The sequence below is a fragment of the Inquilinus sp. KBS0705 genome (assembly GCA_005938025.2).
Taxonomy (GTDB): domain Bacteria; phylum Bacteroidota; class Bacteroidia; order Sphingobacteriales; family Sphingobacteriaceae; genus Mucilaginibacter.
The window spans coordinates 420,434-436,185 of sequence record VCCI02000001.1; the positions used below are offsets into that span (position 1 = coordinate 420,434).

The 15,752-nt window shown below is 43.3% G+C and carries 18 protein-coding genes; 2 read left to right on the forward strand and 16 right to left on the reverse strand.

The features are described from left to right. Positions 1 to 44: 44 nt before the first annotated feature. From FFF34_001940 to FFF34_001970, 7 genes are all read right to left on the reverse strand, one after another. Positions 45 to 1,298: an ABC transporter permease gene (locus FFF34_001940; GenBank protein TSD66187.1), complete on the reverse strand. Its 1,254-nt coding sequence runs from the start codon at positions 1,296 to 1,298 to the stop codon at positions 45 to 47. Between the two features lie 4 nt (positions 1,299 to 1,302). Beyond that, positions 1,303 to 2,208: an ABC transporter ATP-binding protein gene (locus FFF34_001945; protein ID TSD66188.1), complete on the reverse strand. Its 906-nt coding sequence runs from the start codon at positions 2,206 to 2,208 to the stop codon at positions 1,303 to 1,305. A 140-nt stretch (positions 2,209 to 2,348) separates the two neighbouring features. Further along, entirely contained in the window at positions 2,349 to 3,512 is a 1,164-nt protein-coding gene (gene dnaJ, locus FFF34_001950; protein ID TSD66189.1) for a molecular chaperone DnaJ, read from the reverse strand. A 109-nt stretch (positions 3,513 to 3,621) separates the two neighbouring features. Continuing rightward, entirely contained in the window at positions 3,622 to 4,200 is a 579-nt protein-coding gene (gene grpE, locus FFF34_001955) for a nucleotide exchange factor GrpE (GenBank protein ID TSD66190.1), read from the reverse strand. Positions 4,201 to 4,466: 266 nt separating this feature from the next. Then, positions 4,467 to 5,150, reverse strand: coding sequence for an ATP-binding cassette domain-containing protein (locus FFF34_001960; protein TSD66191.1), 684 nt, complete (start codon positions 5,148 to 5,150; stop codon positions 4,467 to 4,469). Between the two features lie 7 nt (positions 5,151 to 5,157). Further along, complete coding sequence (locus tag FFF34_001965; protein ID TSD67935.1) at positions 5,158 to 5,361, reverse strand: fructose-6-phosphate aldolase; 204 nt, start codon at positions 5,359 to 5,361, stop codon at positions 5,158 to 5,160. A 62-nt stretch (positions 5,362 to 5,423) separates the two neighbouring features. Further along, a complete protein-coding gene (locus FFF34_001970; GenBank protein ID TSD66192.1) occupies positions 5,424 to 6,446 on the reverse strand; it encodes an acyl-CoA reductase in 1,023 nt (340 codons plus the stop codon). A gap of 101 nt (positions 6,447 to 6,547) precedes the next feature. Here FFF34_001970 and FFF34_001975 point away from each other — a divergent pair, with 101 nt between their 5' ends. Beyond that, complete coding sequence (locus FFF34_001975; GenBank protein ID TSD66193.1) at positions 6,548 to 6,901, forward strand: 4Fe-4S dicluster domain-containing protein; 354 nt, start codon at positions 6,548 to 6,550, stop codon at positions 6,899 to 6,901. A gap of 111 nt (positions 6,902 to 7,012) precedes the next feature. Further along, positions 7,013 to 7,774, forward strand: coding sequence for an NlpC/P60 family protein (locus FFF34_001980; protein TSD66194.1), 762 nt, complete (start codon positions 7,013 to 7,015; stop codon positions 7,772 to 7,774). Here the strand turns inward: FFF34_001980 and FFF34_001985 are convergent. From FFF34_001985 to hisD, 9 genes are all read right to left on the reverse strand, one after another. Then, the gene (locus FFF34_001985; protein TSD66195.1) at positions 7,771 to 8,676 is read right to left on the reverse strand and encodes a WD40 repeat domain-containing protein; all 906 of its coding nucleotides are present in this window, start codon (positions 8,674 to 8,676) and stop codon (positions 7,771 to 7,773) included. The two genes, FFF34_001980 and FFF34_001985, sit on opposite strands and share 4 nt — an antisense overlap. A gap of 77 nt (positions 8,677 to 8,753) precedes the next feature. Then, positions 8,754 to 9,341: a bifunctional phosphoribosyl-AMP cyclohydrolase/phosphoribosyl-ATP diphosphatase HisIE gene (locus FFF34_001990; protein TSD66196.1), complete on the reverse strand. Its 588-nt coding sequence runs from the start codon at positions 9,339 to 9,341 to the stop codon at positions 8,754 to 8,756. A gap of 119 nt (positions 9,342 to 9,460) precedes the next feature. Further along, entirely contained in the window at positions 9,461 to 10,258 is a 798-nt protein-coding gene (gene hisF, locus FFF34_001995; protein TSD67936.1) for an imidazole glycerol phosphate synthase subunit HisF, read from the reverse strand. Beyond that, a complete protein-coding gene (locus FFF34_002000; GenBank protein TSD66197.1) occupies positions 10,201 to 10,602 on the reverse strand; it encodes an endonuclease domain-containing protein in 402 nt (133 codons plus the stop codon). Before FFF34_002000 ends, hisF begins: the two co-directional genes overlap by 58 nt. 57 nt (positions 10,603 to 10,659) lie before the next feature. Next, positions 10,660 to 11,409, reverse strand: coding sequence for a 1-(5-phosphoribosyl)-5-[(5-phosphoribosylamino)methylideneamino] imidazole-4-carboxamide isomerase (locus tag FFF34_002005; protein TSD66198.1), 750 nt, complete (start codon positions 11,407 to 11,409; stop codon positions 10,660 to 10,662). 3 nt (positions 11,410 to 11,412) lie between these two features. Further along, positions 11,413 to 12,003, reverse strand: coding sequence for an imidazole glycerol phosphate synthase subunit HisH (gene hisH, locus FFF34_002010; GenBank protein TSD66199.1), 591 nt, complete (start codon positions 12,001 to 12,003; stop codon positions 11,413 to 11,415). Positions 12,004 to 12,069: 66 nt separating this feature from the next. Beyond that, on the reverse strand, positions 12,070 to 13,203 hold the full coding sequence (hisB, locus tag FFF34_002015) for a bifunctional histidinol-phosphatase/imidazoleglycerol-phosphate dehydratase HisB (protein TSD67937.1): 1,134 nt from the start codon (positions 13,201 to 13,203) through the stop codon (positions 12,070 to 12,072). Between the two features lie 5 nt (positions 13,204 to 13,208). Further along, positions 13,209 to 14,255 (reverse strand): histidinol-phosphate transaminase, encoded by a 1,047-nt coding sequence (gene hisC / locus FFF34_002020; protein TSD66200.1) that lies wholly within the window; start codon positions 14,253 to 14,255, stop codon positions 13,209 to 13,211. A 126-nt stretch (positions 14,256 to 14,381) separates the two neighbouring features. Then, a complete protein-coding gene (gene hisD / locus FFF34_002025) occupies positions 14,382 to 15,674 on the reverse strand; it encodes a histidinol dehydrogenase (protein ID TSD66201.1) in 1,293 nt (430 codons plus the stop codon). Between the last annotated feature and the right edge of the window lie 78 nt (positions 15,675 to 15,752).

Sequence of the window (15,752 nt, forward strand, 5' to 3'; positions counted from 1 at the left end):
TAAACTTTCGCTTAAGAGGATGCATTTATGAAAAGGTTAAGGGTTTACTCTTTATAAAAAAACCATTTTACAAGTTCTTTATAGCTTGCTTTTTTACCGTACATTAAAATACCTACCCGGTAAATGCGTGCGGCCACGTAAGTGGTAAATAAAAAGCCCACTACCATTAAACTCATAGACAAGGCCAGCTGCCATGGGGCCACGCCGCCAAAAGGTATGCGCACCATCATGGCTACTGGAGCCGTTAACGGAATTATAGATAACCATACAGCCAGCGGACTATCGGGTGCCTGGAACAATACTGATACAGATAATAAATAAGTAAACAGTAAGGGTAAGGTTATCGGGAACATAAATTGCTGTGTCTCGGTCTCGCTATCAACCGCCGAACCTACCGCCGCAAACAGGGCACTGTATAACAGGTAGCCGGTTAAAAAATAAAACAGGAAACAAGCTAATATGTAGCCAAATGGTATGGTAGACAATACGGCAATAATCCCCACCATTGAACTGCCCGGCCCGGAAAAAGCGTGACCAACAATTTTTGAAGAGATAACCGAAAGAATTATCCAGGCACCAAACTGGGTTAAGCCCACTAAGCCTACGCCAATAATTTTACCCAGCATTAGCTGAAATGGTTTTACCGATGATATCACCACCTCGATAATACGGCTTGTTTTTTCTTCGATAACGCCGCGCATTACCTGTGCGCCATATATAAACAGGGCCAGGTAAATAAATATGGCACAGGCAACGCCAACGCCCATGGTAGCACCTACGTTGGCATCTTTAGCGCCGGTTTCGGTCACTTCCATAGCTGTGATAGAGATCTTGCTTTTGTTGATGGTATTTAAAAATGCCGTGTCAATATGATGATCTATCAAGCTTTTGGCAGACGATATGGTGTTCATCTGCTTTTCTACTTCTTCGCTCAGCTTAAATGATGGTTTCTTTTTAGAGAATAGCTGCACCGGAGTTTTGGTATAATCTTTAGGGATAAGCAAAACCGATAGGTCCTCGTTATCTTTTAAAGCTGCTTTGGCAGCCGCTAACGATTGGCCTTTTTGCTCGAATTTAATGTGATTGCCACTTTTTAGTTTTGGCGCAAAAACATTGCTTTCGTCAATTACATTCACCACCTGCTCGGTGCTTAGCTCCTGGTTATTTTTAGCAACCAGGCCAATAAGCGCCGACATGCCTATGATAAGGAAAGGCACCACAAATATCATCACAATAAAAGCCTTCTTCCGTACACGGGTAACGTACTCGCGCTGAATAATAAGTAATACTTTTTTCATAGGGTTATGCTTTTTGGTTTACTTTTTCGATGAATATCTCGTTCATGCTCGGTATAACTTCCTGCAGCATATTAATTTTTGTTTTGGGCAGCAGGTATTGCAGCACATCATTAGCCGACGTATTATTAAGCTTTAGTTTAATGGTATGGCTATTATCTTCGCCGGCGGTGTCGCTAAGCAAATCAAAGGGCTGGTTACCATCAAAATTTAGATGCTCGCCGGTATACTCCACCAGGTAGGTATCGTTTTTATACGAGTTGCGAATTGTTTTTACACGGCCATCTAAAATCTTGTGCGATTTATGTATCAGGGCGATAGAATCGCATAGCTCCTCAACAGATTCCATACGGTGGGTACTAAACAGGATGGTAGCACCGTTGCGGTTAAGCTCCAGTATCTCGTCTTTTATCAAATCGGCGTTTACGGGATCAAATCCGCTAAAGGGTTCATCAAGGATGATCAGGTCGGGCTCGTGCAGCACGGTAGCCACAAACTGCGCCTTTTGCGACATTCCCTTTGATAGTTCTTCTATCTTTTTGTTCCACCAGGTTTCCATGTCCAGCTTTTTAAACCACACCTTTAATTTGGCGGTGGCATCGGCACGGGTTAAGCCTTTAAGGCGGGCCAGGTATATCATTTGCTCGCCGATTTCCATCTTTTTATACAGGCCGCGCTCTTCGGGCAGGTAGCCCATGCGGTCGATGTGCGATTGGTTCAGCTTTTCGCCGTTAAAATAAACTTCGCCCGAGTCGGGTGCTGTAATTTGGTTGATGATACGGATGAGCGAGGTTTTGCCGGCGCCATTTGGCCCAAGCAGGCCAAATATTTTACCGCTTTCAACCTCAAGGCTCACATCGTCTAACGCACGGTGTCCGGCGTATTGTTTAACAATGTTTCGAATGCTTAGCATATCAGTGTTTAGTTTGTATGCTAATTTAGATATTGCCGGCGATGTATTGTTACAAAATATTCGTTTTAGGAATAATGGTATATAACAAAAAAGCCCGCCATCAAAAGATGCCGGGCTTTAAAAGCGTTTAACTTTCGCCTCTACTCAAAGTATTCCTTCATCCGTTCAAAAAAGCTTTTTTCGTTTTTGCCCGGGTTGGGTTTAAAGTTGGGCGAGCTTTGCAGTTTCTCTAATATCTCGCGTTCTTCGCGGCTTAGGGCCTTTGGCGTCCAAATGTTGATGTGTATCAGTTGGTCGCCGCGGTGGTACGAGTTTACTTCGGGTACACCCTTGCCTTTTAAACGCAGTATTTTACCGCCTTGCGTGCCCGGCTCAATTTTAATTTTGGCCTTGCCATCAATAGTTGGTACTTCAACACTGGTACCTAAAGCTGCATCAACAAAGTTTACATGCAGGTCAAATATCACGTTGTTGCCATCGCGTTTTAAGGTTTCGTGCGGTATCTCTTCAATCAGTATGATCAGGTCGCCGGGTACACCGCCGCGCGGGGCAGCGTTACCTTTGCCGCTCATGCTTAGCTGCATTCCTTCGCTTACACCTGCAGGTACGTTAATGGTAATGGTTTCTTCGCCGCGTGTTACACCCTCGCCGTGGCACACATTACATTTTGAAGTAATGATAGAGCCTTCGCCGTTACAGGTAGGGCAGGTGCTGGTAGTTTGCATCTGGCCCAAAATAGTATTGGTAACCCTGCGCACCGAACCAGCGCCACCGCATGTTTTACACGTTTGGAACGATGATTTATCTTTTGCGCCGGTACCGTCGCAGGTTTTACAAAGTATTTGTTTATTTACCTTTATCTTCTTTTCGGCACCGTTGGCAATCTCTTCTAATGATAGCCTTACTTTAATGCGCAGGTTGCTGCCGCGGGCTACACGCCTGCCGCCGCCCTGCCTGCCGCCACCGCCGCCAAAAAAGCCTTCGAACGGGCTGCCGCCGCCAAAAATATCACCAAACTGGCTAAATATGTCGTCCATGTTCATGCTGCCGCCGCCGTAACCACCACCATTAGGCGATGATGCATTAGCCGCATGGCCAAACTGATCGTAACGCTGGCGTTTTTCGGGCGAGCTTAGTACTTCGTAAGCTTCGGCAGCTTCTTTAAATTTTTCTTCGGCTGCTTTATCACCTTCGTTTTTATCAGGGTGATATTTAATAGCCATTTTACGGTATGCTTTTTTTATTTCATCGGCATCAGCACCTTTGCTAATCCCCAGCACATCGTAGTAATCTCTCTTAGCCATATTTTTATTTATTTCGAATTTCGAATGTTCGATTTCGGATTTAGTGTACTACCTGTTATTTAAGCCTGATTTTCAATTCGAAATTGAAAATCCGACATTCGAAATCAAATTACGCTCCTACAATCACTTTTGCAAAGCGAATCACTTTTTCGTTGAGCTCGTAGCCTTTTTCCATCTCGTCTATCACTTTACCTTTTAAATCATCGGTAGGTGCAGGTATATTGGTAATGGCTTCGTGCAGGTCGGCATCAAAAGGGGTACCTATTGATACCATCTCTTTTAAACCTTTTTGTGCCAGTGCATTTTTTAATTTTGTTTGTATCAGCTCGATGCCTTGTTTAACAGGGGCTACATCTGTAGCGGTTTCCATTGCCTTTAAAGCGCGCTCAAAATCATCTAATACCGGCAATAAAGCTACAATAACATCTTTACCTTCTGTTTTGCGGGCTTCTTCACGTTCTTTAATAGTACGGCGCCTAAAGTTGTCAAACTCGGCATAAAGCCTTAAATATTTATCGTTGGCCAGGGATAGTTCCTGTTTAAACACTTCCTCGGGCGAAGTTATTTCTTCTTCAACGTTGTCAGTCTGCGTAGCAGTTTCCTGCCCGTCAACCTGTCCGTTATCATTGTTCATTTCCGCAGCGTTTTCAGGTGTTTCTGAATTATCCTTCTTTTTTTTCTTTAACATGTCATTAAAATTCATAGCTCATAGTGCTAATCAAGTACCTTGCCATAGCACCAAACCCGACAAGGTGTCAGCATGATTATGGGTTTTATGTAAATAGTGGCAAAATGTTAGTTGCAGTAGCACTGGCAGTGGCAGAATTTGAAATGTGGAGCTCAATAGTGGCAATTGCAGTAGCACTGGCAGCCTTTAAAAAGTGTTGATAATAGGGATTGGCAGGCTGCTACTGCAACCGCCGCTGCTATTAAAAAGACGTACTGCCAACTGAACTATGCTATCTGCACATCCTCTAATACTTTACCATTCTCGCACTTAATAATGCGCGACGGGAAGGTGCGGATGATGTGATAATCGTGTGTGGCAATTAATACCGCCGTACCCGATTGGCTTATTTGTTTAAGCAGCATCACTATCTCTTCGGATGTATCAGGGTCAAGGTTGCCGGTAGGCTCATCGGCCAGTATTATCTCGGGGTTGTTTAACAGCGCGCGCGCTATAACCACCCGTTGCTGCTCGCCGCCTGATAGCTCATGGGGCATTTTTTTTAATTTAGAGCGCAAGCCTACCTTTTCGAGCACATCCAATATGCGGTTGGCTATTTGTGCCTTATCTGTCCAGCCGGTGGCGCGTAAAACAAAATGCAGGTTTTGCTCAACAGACCTATCGGTTAGTAACTGAAAATCCTGGAAAACAATGCCTAGCTTACGGCGCAGGTAGGGTACATCCTTAGTGGCCAGTTTGCTTAGCTCGTAGCCGCAGGCATGGCCGGTACCGCTTGAAACATGCAGATCGCCGTAAATAACTTTTAGCAAGCTGCTTTTGCCCGATCCGGTTTGGCCTATAAGCCACACAAAATCGCCTTTATCAATATGCAGGTTTACATTTGACAGTACCAGGTGCTTTTGCTGGAAAATATCAACACCATTCAATTTTATAATAGAGTTTCCGATCATCTTATTTTTAAAGCTCTAATTTTAATATTTTACCAAAGGGCAGGTCTTTTATAACGCCCATTATGTATTCATACTTATCGGCAAGGCCAACTTTATCCAACGATTTTTCGGGCCTGTCTACCCTAAAATATGCCAGCAGCGTAAATTTATCGTCCCTTAACTGTACATAGTCGGGTATTTTGGCAACGCCTTTTACTTTTATTATATACATTTCTCTGTCCATGGTCCATGGTCTATAGTCCATAGACTGATATCCCCAAAGGTATTGTAATTTTAAAGATTTGACAAAAAATCCATCGTATCAATACCATCGGCATAATCCCACAATTGCGGATGCTGGCTTTGGCCAAAAGTTACTACCTGGTTTCTGGTTTGCAGCGGAGCATTGGTTACTATGCACTGCAACTGTTCGCTTTGTTCTTCTAATTGTATTTGTGCTGATGCAAGGCTATCATAATTCTCGTAAAATAAGCATGCCAGGGGCGATGTTAGGCGAGTATCGTGCTTAAGCAGCAAAAAGCCATTGTCTAAATGCTCATCGCGGTTTACCAGGTATATAGATTTGTTGTAATCGTAATTGTTGTTGTATTTATGGTGATGGATGATAGGGGCAAAATGCTCTATCGATTCAAAAAAGAAGTTGAAAACATAACCTTGGGGTACTAGTAATTTAGATACATTACGGCAGCCCAAACCAAAGTAATCAAAAATATCGTGACCGAGTGCGGCTAACTCTTCGGCGGTTTCGTTACCGGTGAGCAGGGCTATGCTATTACGGTTTTTGCGGATAATGTTGGGCACATTGCCAAAATAATACTCAAAATAGCGCGATGTATTGTTGCTGCCGGTTGCAATAATGGCGTCAAAACCTTCCAGGCGCTCTACAAAGCTAAATCTATCGGTGTAGGCAGGTTCTATTTTCACCAACTTGTTAAGCACATATTTAATCAGCCGTGCATCTTGCGATGATGCTTTAATTAAGGCGTGGTTACCGCTGGCCAATACACAAAGTACATCATGAAAACCCACCAACGGGATGTTGCCCGCCAATACCAGGCCTACCTTTTTGCCACTATTTTTTGGCTCGGGGTAGTTGCTTAGCCATTTTTCCAGATCGGTGCTGTTTAACATTTGGCCGGTGGCTTTAACGGCGTTTAAAACGCTTTCGGGTGTAAACCATGCGTTGTATTGGCGCTCGTTCTCAATGATATCTAATAGCTGCGCATTGGGTGCCGCCAGCTGATCACCTAAGGCGGCGAATGTGTTTACCGTATTGATATTATAAATTTTTGACATATATATGTTATGCAGCTAAACCCTTAAAGCCTTTTTTTGTTATATTTGCATACTTTGCAAGTTGAGCAAAGTTAATTGAGAATTAAGAATATTTAAACAATATGGCGATTATAATCACCGATGAATGCATAAACTGCGGGGCCTGCGAACCAGAGTGCCCGAATAATGCTATTTATGATGCAGGTGCTTCCTGGCGTTTTTCTGACGGTACGGGCTTAAAGGGGCTAATTGATTTTGGAGACGGTAACACCCTTAATGCCGAAGAAGCACAGGCTGCTTTGTCTGACGATATCTATTACATAGTACCCGACAAATGTACCGAGTGTGTTGGTTTTCATGACGAACCACAGTGTGCGGCTGTTTGCCCGGTTGACTGTTGTGTAGACGATGAGGATGTACGCGAAACAGAAGAAGAACTGCTGGCCAAAAAAGATTGGCTGCACATGAACGAGTAATTATATAAATTAATTTTATATAAAGGGGAGGGTATTTATAATACTTTCCCCTTTTTATTTGATGTAACTTTAATCGGCCATTAGCGTATAATGCTTGTCTATTAAAACTATATGGAATACGGAATTTGTAATCTTGCGGTGATACCTTTAAGGGCCGAGCCCAGCGACCGTAGCGAACAGGTATCGCAGGTGCTATTTGGTGAAGCTTTTGAAATTGTAGAATGGAAAGAAAAATGGGTGAAAATAATTACATCTATTGATAGCTATACCGGCTGGATAGACCGTTTGCAGTTTATTATGCTGGGGCATGTGGCCTACAAGCGCCTTTTACAAACCCCACCGCCTTTAACTTACCGCCCAATTACACAAGCCTGGAAAATAGTAGATAACTCTATCATTTTTTTATGTGTAGGCAGTTCACTGGCTTTTTTAGAAGGTACCACCAGCTATATTGGCAACCAAAAGTTTGAAATAATTGGCGATATGGGCCAGGCAGATAATATTGGCAATATTGCAAAATCGTTTTTAAACGCACCCTACCAATGGGGTGGCCGTACACACTTTGGTATTGATTGCTCGGGCTTTACACAGGCTGTTTTTAGGCTTTACGGCATTAATATAAAGCGGGATGCCTGGCAGCAAGCCGAAGAAGGCAAGCCGGTTGAAACACTTTCGCAGGCGAAGTTGGGCGATATGGCGTTTTTTGAAAATGCCGAAGGGCGCATTACCCACGTAGGTATTTTGCTTAATAGCGGCGAAATTATACATGCATCGGGCAAGGTAAAAATTGATACGATAGAGAACCAGGGCATATACTCGGAAGAGCTTAAACGTTATACGCACGGGCTTAAGGTGATCAAACGCTATATTTAAAAGGCCATATCCCAAATTATTACCTTTTTATCATCACTTACGGATAATAGCTGATCGCCGTTCCAGGCCAATTTGTTTATAGATAAGGCATGGCTGGCATGGCCCTTTTCGCGGCTGATGATCTTACGCAGCTTAAAATCTTCGGCATCCCATATTTTTATGCTTTTATCCATACTGGCGGTGGCAAAATAGGGTCGGTTAGGGTGAAAAGCAATGTGGTTAACAGCAAACAAATGTGCGGGTATATTTTGTATAAGGTTGTAGGTTTTATTGTCCCATATCTTCACCTGGGCATCACGTGCACCCGAAACCAGGTAGTCGCCATTTGGAGCGTACTGCAAGGCGAAAACAGACATGGTGTGGCCAATCAGGGCTTTAATAACACTGTAATCGTCAAGGTCGTAAATAATGATGCGGTTATCGCGGCAGCCAAAAGCAACACGGTCTTCAGCCGGGTTTATGGTGATGCAACGCACAGTATCATCTGCTACCTGTATGGTATGCAATAATTCGAGCGTTTTTAGGCTCCAAACGGATACGGTGCCATCTTCATTGGCTACCAATAATTCATCCTTTTTTGGCGATGATTTAATATCAAAAACGGGCTTGATATGGTGCCTTAAGCGATGTGTTATTTTTTGCTCGATAAAATTAAACACCAGCACCTCGCCGCTGCGCAAGCCTGCAAATAACAGGGGATAACCAAGCGGGCAATGGATAGCGTAAATAGAAGCCGGCACCGGGAACATCACCTTAATAAAGGCGTTGGTATTCAGGCTCCACTCTACCAAACCCTTATCGTTACCGCCGGTAAACAATATACCCGGCTTTTGCGACATTTCCAAAGTAAATATAGGGTTGCCGTGGCCGGTAAGTTCTGCTGTTTTTTCTACAGTGATCATTTTAGTCAATGGTCGATAGACCATAGACCATAGTTGCAAATCCAATTACTATGGACCATTGACTATCGACTATGGACTTATTTATGTCTTTCCTCTAAATTTTTAGCTATACGCTCCAAATTTAAGCCCTTTTCTTTTAACAATACCAGCAGGTGAAACACCAGGTCAGACGATTCGTTGATCAGGTCGGTCTCAGTTTCTGCTAGTGCAGCAATAACGGTTTCAACACCTTCTTCGCCCACTTTCTGGGCTATTTTATTGAGACCTTTTTGGCGCAGTTTATTGATATACGATCCTTCCTGCGGGTTAGCATACCTGTCGGCAATAATATTCTCTAACTGTAGTATAAAGTTTTGGTTATAGGCTGTATTAAAGCAGCTGCGCGACCCTGTATGGCAGGTAGGGCCGTCGGCTTTTACTTTTATAAGCAGGGTATCGTTATCGCAATCAATATCAATACTCTTAACATGCAGGTAGTTTTGGCTGGTTTCGCCCTTTGTCCACAAACGGTTTTTTGAACGGGAAAAAAACGTGACAATGTTTTCCTGCAAGGTTTTATCGTAAGCCTCCCGGTTCATATAACCCAGCATCAGCACTTCAAGAGTTTGCTCGTCTTGTATGATCACCGGTACTAAGCCGTCTGTTTTGTTAAAATCGATATTCATTATATTTACTTTTTACGATACGTCATTGCGAGGAACGAAGCAATCTCAGAACTATGCATATAGGATATGCCGATCGGGAGATTGCTTCGTGCCTCGCAATGACGCTTGGAGATAGGAGCTTACACTTCTCTTACCTCAATATTATTTTGTTTTAAAACCGTTTTTAAGTCGGGTATCAGTATTTCACCGTAGTGGAATACCGAAGCTGCCAAAGCGGCGTCTACATTAGTTTTTTCAAATACATCTACAAAATGCTGTACCGACCCGGCCCCGCCTGAAGCTATTACCGGGATGTTTACGGCATCATTTATATTTTTTAGCAAGCCATTATCAAAGCCACCCTTAGTACCGTCATGATCCATAGAGGTAAGCAGTATTTCGCCTGCGCCACGGCTTTCCGCTTCCAATATCCAGTCTTTTGTTTCTTTTTCGGTTGGTAAGCGGCCACCGTTTAAATGTACAATGTTTTTATTGCCCATTACACGGGTGTCGACCGCTACTATTACAAATTGTACCCCAAATGCTTTGGCCAGTTCATCAATTAAACCCGGGTTGCGTACCGCGGCTGAATTGATAGATATTTTATCGGCACCGGCATTTAGCAACGCATCGGCATCGGCAATTTCGTTAATGCCACCACCAATAGTAAAAGGAATGTTTATTTGCCTTGCCACTGCTTTAACCAATTCAACCATGGTTTTGCGGCGTTCTACCGTAGCGGTAATATCTAAAAAAACCAATTCGTCGGCACCTTGCTGCGAGTAGTTCCAGGCCAGTTCAACCGGGTCGCCGGCATCGCGCAGGTCAACAAAGTTTACACCTTTTACAGTGCGGCCGTCTTTAACGTCAAGGCAGGGGATTATTCGTTTAGCGAGGCCCCCCGGCCCCCTAAAGGGGGAGCTAAGGTTTTGTTTAATGGTTGACAATACTTTTTTTCTAGTTGATTAAATACTTCCTGATTTGTAAATCGTAAAATTTTATAGCCATCAGCTTCAAGATGAGCTTGCCTTATTAGATCATTTGCTGCTACATCGGGTAAGTAATGTATACCCCCATCTAATTCTATTATTAACTTACATTGATGAGAATAAAAATCAGCAATGTAAATCCCTAACGGATGTTGCCTTCTAAACTTTGTGCCTAATTGGTTTCCTTTTATATTTCCCCATAGAATTGTTTCGGCAAGGGTCATGTTATTTCTTAACGCTTTAGCATTTTTGAAAATTTGAGCAGCCGCACCAAGAAATAGTTTTTTGCTCATATAATCAATGGTTGCACTTCAAAAACTCCCCCTTCAGGGGGCTGGGGGGCATCGGATTTAAATGGACATTAGACTTTCTAAATTCCAGTTTTTTACATCTTCTATGCTGATATGGTTTTCGTAAATGGCCTTGCCTACTACGCAGGCTTCCACCTTAATTTTACTCAACTCTTCAATATCGGCCATTGAGCTTACACCACCCGATGCGATCAGTTTGATAAACGGTGAATGGTCGAGCAGTTTTTCGTAAAGCTCTACACCGGCACCGCCCAGTTTGCCATCTTTATTAATATCGGTACATAAAAAACGGAAGAAACCAAGCGCAAGGCACTTGTCAACATAATCCATCAGTTTAATAGGCGAGCTTTCCATCCAACCCGAGTATTTGATCACTTCGTCGAGCACATCAATTGCAATAACCACCTGGTCGCTGCATTTTTCTTTACCGCAAATCTCTTTGCTTAGCTCATCTAAAAATGTAGGGTTGGTTAAGGCCTGGGTACCTACAATAACGCGGTGTACACCGGCATCGATCAATTCTTTTACCTTATCAATACTGCGTATGCCGCCACCATACTGTACCTGCATATCGGTTTTGCGTATCACATCAAACAGGTATTGCTGGTTGCTAAAATCGTTTTTAGCGCCGTTAAGGTCTATGATATGTATAAAATTGGTACCGTTGCTTTGGTACCTTTCTATCATTTCTTCAAGTGTAACATCATATTCTGTTACCTGCTTGTAATCACCCTCGCGCAGCCTTACTACCTTTTTATTCAGAATATCTATTGCAGGAATTATGTACATTTTTTAAATTTTTGAAAAGTTTTTTAACAATGTTTCGCCATGTACGCCAGACTTCTCGGGGTGAAACTGTACACCGTAGAAATTACCCTGCCAAATTGATGCCGAAAATTTATTTATATAACTGGTTGATGACAAAGTATATGTTGGGTCAAACTCAATAAAGTATGAATGTACAAAGTAAAAGTGTGATCCGGTTGAAATATTTTCAAAAAGAGGGTTTTCTTTTTCAAAATATACTTGATTCCAGCCCGTATGTGGCACTTTAAACGAAGCAGTTTTTTTAAACTTAAGCGTTTTTACGGGGAATAGATTTAGCATATCAGCATCACCTTCTTCGCTCCAACTGGTTAACATTTGCATGCCAACGCAAATACCCAGGGTTGGTTTTTTAAGCGCTTTTATCTTATCAACCATGCCGCTTTGCTCTAACTTGTGCATAGCGGCGCCTGCATGGCCAACACCCGGTATAATATAGCGGTCGTACTGGTCAAAATCGGCCTCGGTATGTACCATGCCATAGGCAATACCCAACCTGTCTAAAGCTGCAGTTAACGAGAATATGTTCCCGGCTCCGTATCGTATTATACCTATCATTTTTTTAGTTTAGAGTGGCAGTAGTAGTGGCAGCATTTTAACTGCCACTGCTACTTAAGCCTGCTACTACAGTAACCCTTTAGTAGAGGGTAAAACCATTTTATTTACATCGCGCTTTACGGCCATTTTTATGGCTTTGGCAAAGGCTTTAAATATAGCTTCTATTTTATGATGTTCGTTTTGTCCCTCTGCCTTAATATTCAGGTTGCATTTTGAGGCGTCGCTGAATGATTTAAAGAAGTGATAAAACATTTCGGTAGGCACATCGCCCACTTTTTCGCGTTTAAAATCAGCTTCCCAAACTATCCAGTTGCGGCCGCCAAAATCAATAGCCGCCTGTGCCAGGCAATCGTCCATAGGCAGGCAAAAGCCATAACGTTCTATACCCATTTTATTGCCTAATGCAGTAGCAAAAACCTCGCCTAAAGCAATGCCTGTATCTTCAATGGTATGGTGCTCGTCAATATGCAAGTCGCCTTTAGCCTCAACAGTAAGGTTGATACCGCCATGGCGGGCTATCTGATCCAACATGTGGTCAAAAAAGTGCAGACCGGTTGATACTTTGGCTTCACCTGTTCCATCAAGGTTTAGTTTTATATATATATCGGTTTCTTTGGTAGTGCGGCGGTGTTCAACTACACGCTCACCTAATTTTAAAAATTCGTATATTTCTTTCCACACAGTTGTTTCAAGGGCTATGGTATCGGCAATATGGTCATTCTCGTTAAACTCGTTGCCACCTAAGTTAGAGTGGTTGTTTATCCAGATGGCCTTAGCACCTAAGTTTTTCGCCAGCAATACATCATTCTTACGATCGCCAATGGTAAAGGAGTTTTTCAGATCGTATTTAGTAGCATCAAGGTACTTGGTAAGCAAACCGGTTGATGGTTTGCGGGTAGGGGCGTTGTCTTTAGCAAATGTGCGGTCAATCGCCTGATCGGTAAAGTTTACACCCTCATTCTCGAATGTTTTGATGATGAAGTTATGCACCGGCCAAAAGGTATCTTCGGGATAAACCGATGTGCCCAAACCATCCTGATTGGTTACCATTACCAGTTCATAATCCAGCTCGGCGACAATTTTAGGCAGGTATTGCAATGCACCAGGGTAAAACGTTAGTTTAGCGAACGAGTCTATCTGCTCATCGGGTGTTTCGTTGATAAGGGTACCGTCGCGGTCTATAAATAATATTTTTTGCAGCTGGCTCATTTGTATTGCTGTAAAGTGTCGGTCAATATTTTGTTTTCATCGGGTGTACCAATGGTAATGCGCAGGCAACCCTCGCAAAGTTCAACATTATTTCGGTTGCGAATGATGATGCCATTTTGCACCAGATAATTGTAAATGCCTTTTGCATCGGTGGTTTTTACCAGTATAAAATTAGCATCCGAAGGGTAAATATCCAGTACAAAGGCAAAGTCTTTTAAGGTAAGCACCAATTTATCGCGCTCTGCTAAAGTCTCCTTTATCCAGGTGTTTACCTGTGTTACATTGTTTAGCGCCTCTAAAGCCAGTTGCTGCGATGCCTCGTTAACATTATAGGGTGGTTTTACCTTGTTCATCACCTCTATGATCTCTTCGCTGGCAAAGGCCATCCCTACACGCAGGCCCGCAAGGCCCCATGCTTTGCTGAGGGTTTGCATAACTACCAGGTTGGCATATTCGGTTAATTCCTGTATATATGTTTTTTGGCGACTAAAATTGATATAGGCCTCATCTATTACTACAATGCCGTTAAAGTTGGCCAGCAGGGTTTCAATATCATCGCGGTTAATTGAGTTGCCGGTAGGGTTATTGGGCGAGCAGATAAATATAAGCTTGGTACGCTCATCTATGGCCTCTGCAATGCCTTCCAGGTTTAGCTGGTAATCATCTGTCAGCAGTACTTTGCGTGCCTCTACATCGTTTATATTGGCCGATACCTGGTACATGCCGTAGGTAGGCGGCACAATTATAACGTTATCAATACCGGGGTTACAAAAACTGCGGAAAAGGATATCAATAGCCTCGTCGCTGCCGTTACCGACAAATATGTTACGGGCGGGTACGCCTTTAATTTCGCTCAGGCGCATTTTAACTTTATACTGCATTGGGTCGGGGTAGCGGTTATAAGCCGTACTAAGCGGCGAACCAAATGCATTCTCATTTGCATCCAAAAAAACGCTGGCCTCGCCGGTATACTCATCCCGTGCGGAAGAGTAGGGCGTTAGGTTTTTAATGTTAGTGCGTAAAAGGGTGTTTATATCAAACATGTTATCGTATGCTATTTAAACTATGTCATTGCGAGCGTCAGCGTGGCAATCTCCTCGCCTGCAATTAGCGTTCATGCATCAGCGACGAGTTTGCCGCGTCGCTACACTCCTCGCAATGACACAGGGTTAATTTTGTCTGTTCATCCTCACACTCACTGCATTCCTGTGCGCGTGCAAGCCTTCCATTTCGGCCAGTATCTCTACCGATGGGCCTATGTTTTGTATGCCCTCTTCAGTTAAGTACTGAAACGTGATCTTTTTCACAAAAGAATCTACTGATACGCCCGAATATGCTTTTGCATAACTGCTGGTTGGCAGTGTATGGTTAGTGCCTGACGCATAATCGCCGGCACTTTCGGGTGTTAAATTACCCAGGAATACCGAACCGGCGTTGATAATCTTTGGCGTAAGCTGTTGCCAGCTTTCTGTAGCAAGTATCAGGTGCTCGGGTGCATACTGGTTACTAAACTCCATAGCTTCATCCAAATTTTTGGTGATGATGATGTACGAATTATCGATAGCCTGTTTGGCAATTTCGGCACGTGGTAAAACGGATAGTTGTTTCTCTACCTCGGCTATCGCGGCGTCGGCAATACTTTGCGATGTACACACCAGTATCGACTGGCTATCTATACCATGTTCGGCTTGTGCCAGTAAGTCTGCTGCGACGTAGGTAGGTTTGGCCGTTTTATCGGCAATTACCAATACTTCAGATGGGCCGGCTGGCATATCAATAGCGGTGGTAGTAGTACTTTGTATAATGGTTTTAGCCTTGGTAACAAACTGGTTGCCCGGGCCAAATATCTTATCAACTTTGGTGATGGTTTCGGTACCGTAGGCCATTGCGGCAACCGCTTGCGAGCCACCTGCCAAATAAACTTTATCAATACCCAGCATTAAAGCTACATAAGCAATAAAGGCATTTACCTTTCCATTTTTTTGCGGTGGAGAGCATACTACAATTTCGCCGCAACCAGCAATACGCGCGGGTATGCCCAGCATTAAAAATGTTGATGGTAAAACCGCCGTTCCGCCGGGAATATAGAGGCCAACCCTTTCTATCGCCCTTAATTCGCGCCAGCAAGTTACGCCGGGCATGGTTTCTACCTTATCCTCGGGCCTTATTTGCGCTTTATGAAACTTATAAATATTGGCATAAGCGGTTTGCAAAGCTTCCTGCTGGTCTTCGGTAACAGCTTGTGCAATTTCCTGCAGTTCGGTACGGTCAAGGTAAAGTTTGGTTAATTCTACCTTATCAAACTTATGGGCGTAATCAATCAAAGCCCTATCGCCATGTTGCCTTACGTTTTCTATTACGTCCTCAACCAAAGTGCGTATCTCATTCGCCGGGTCAACATTGCGCTGTACCAGCTTTTGAATATCTGCAGTTGTTAAATCAGAATAATTGAATGTTTCCATATGTGCCTTACCCCATCCCTCTCCAAAGGAGAGGGAGCTTTTATGAAAAACCTCTTAAAATCCTCTCTTTTGGAGAGG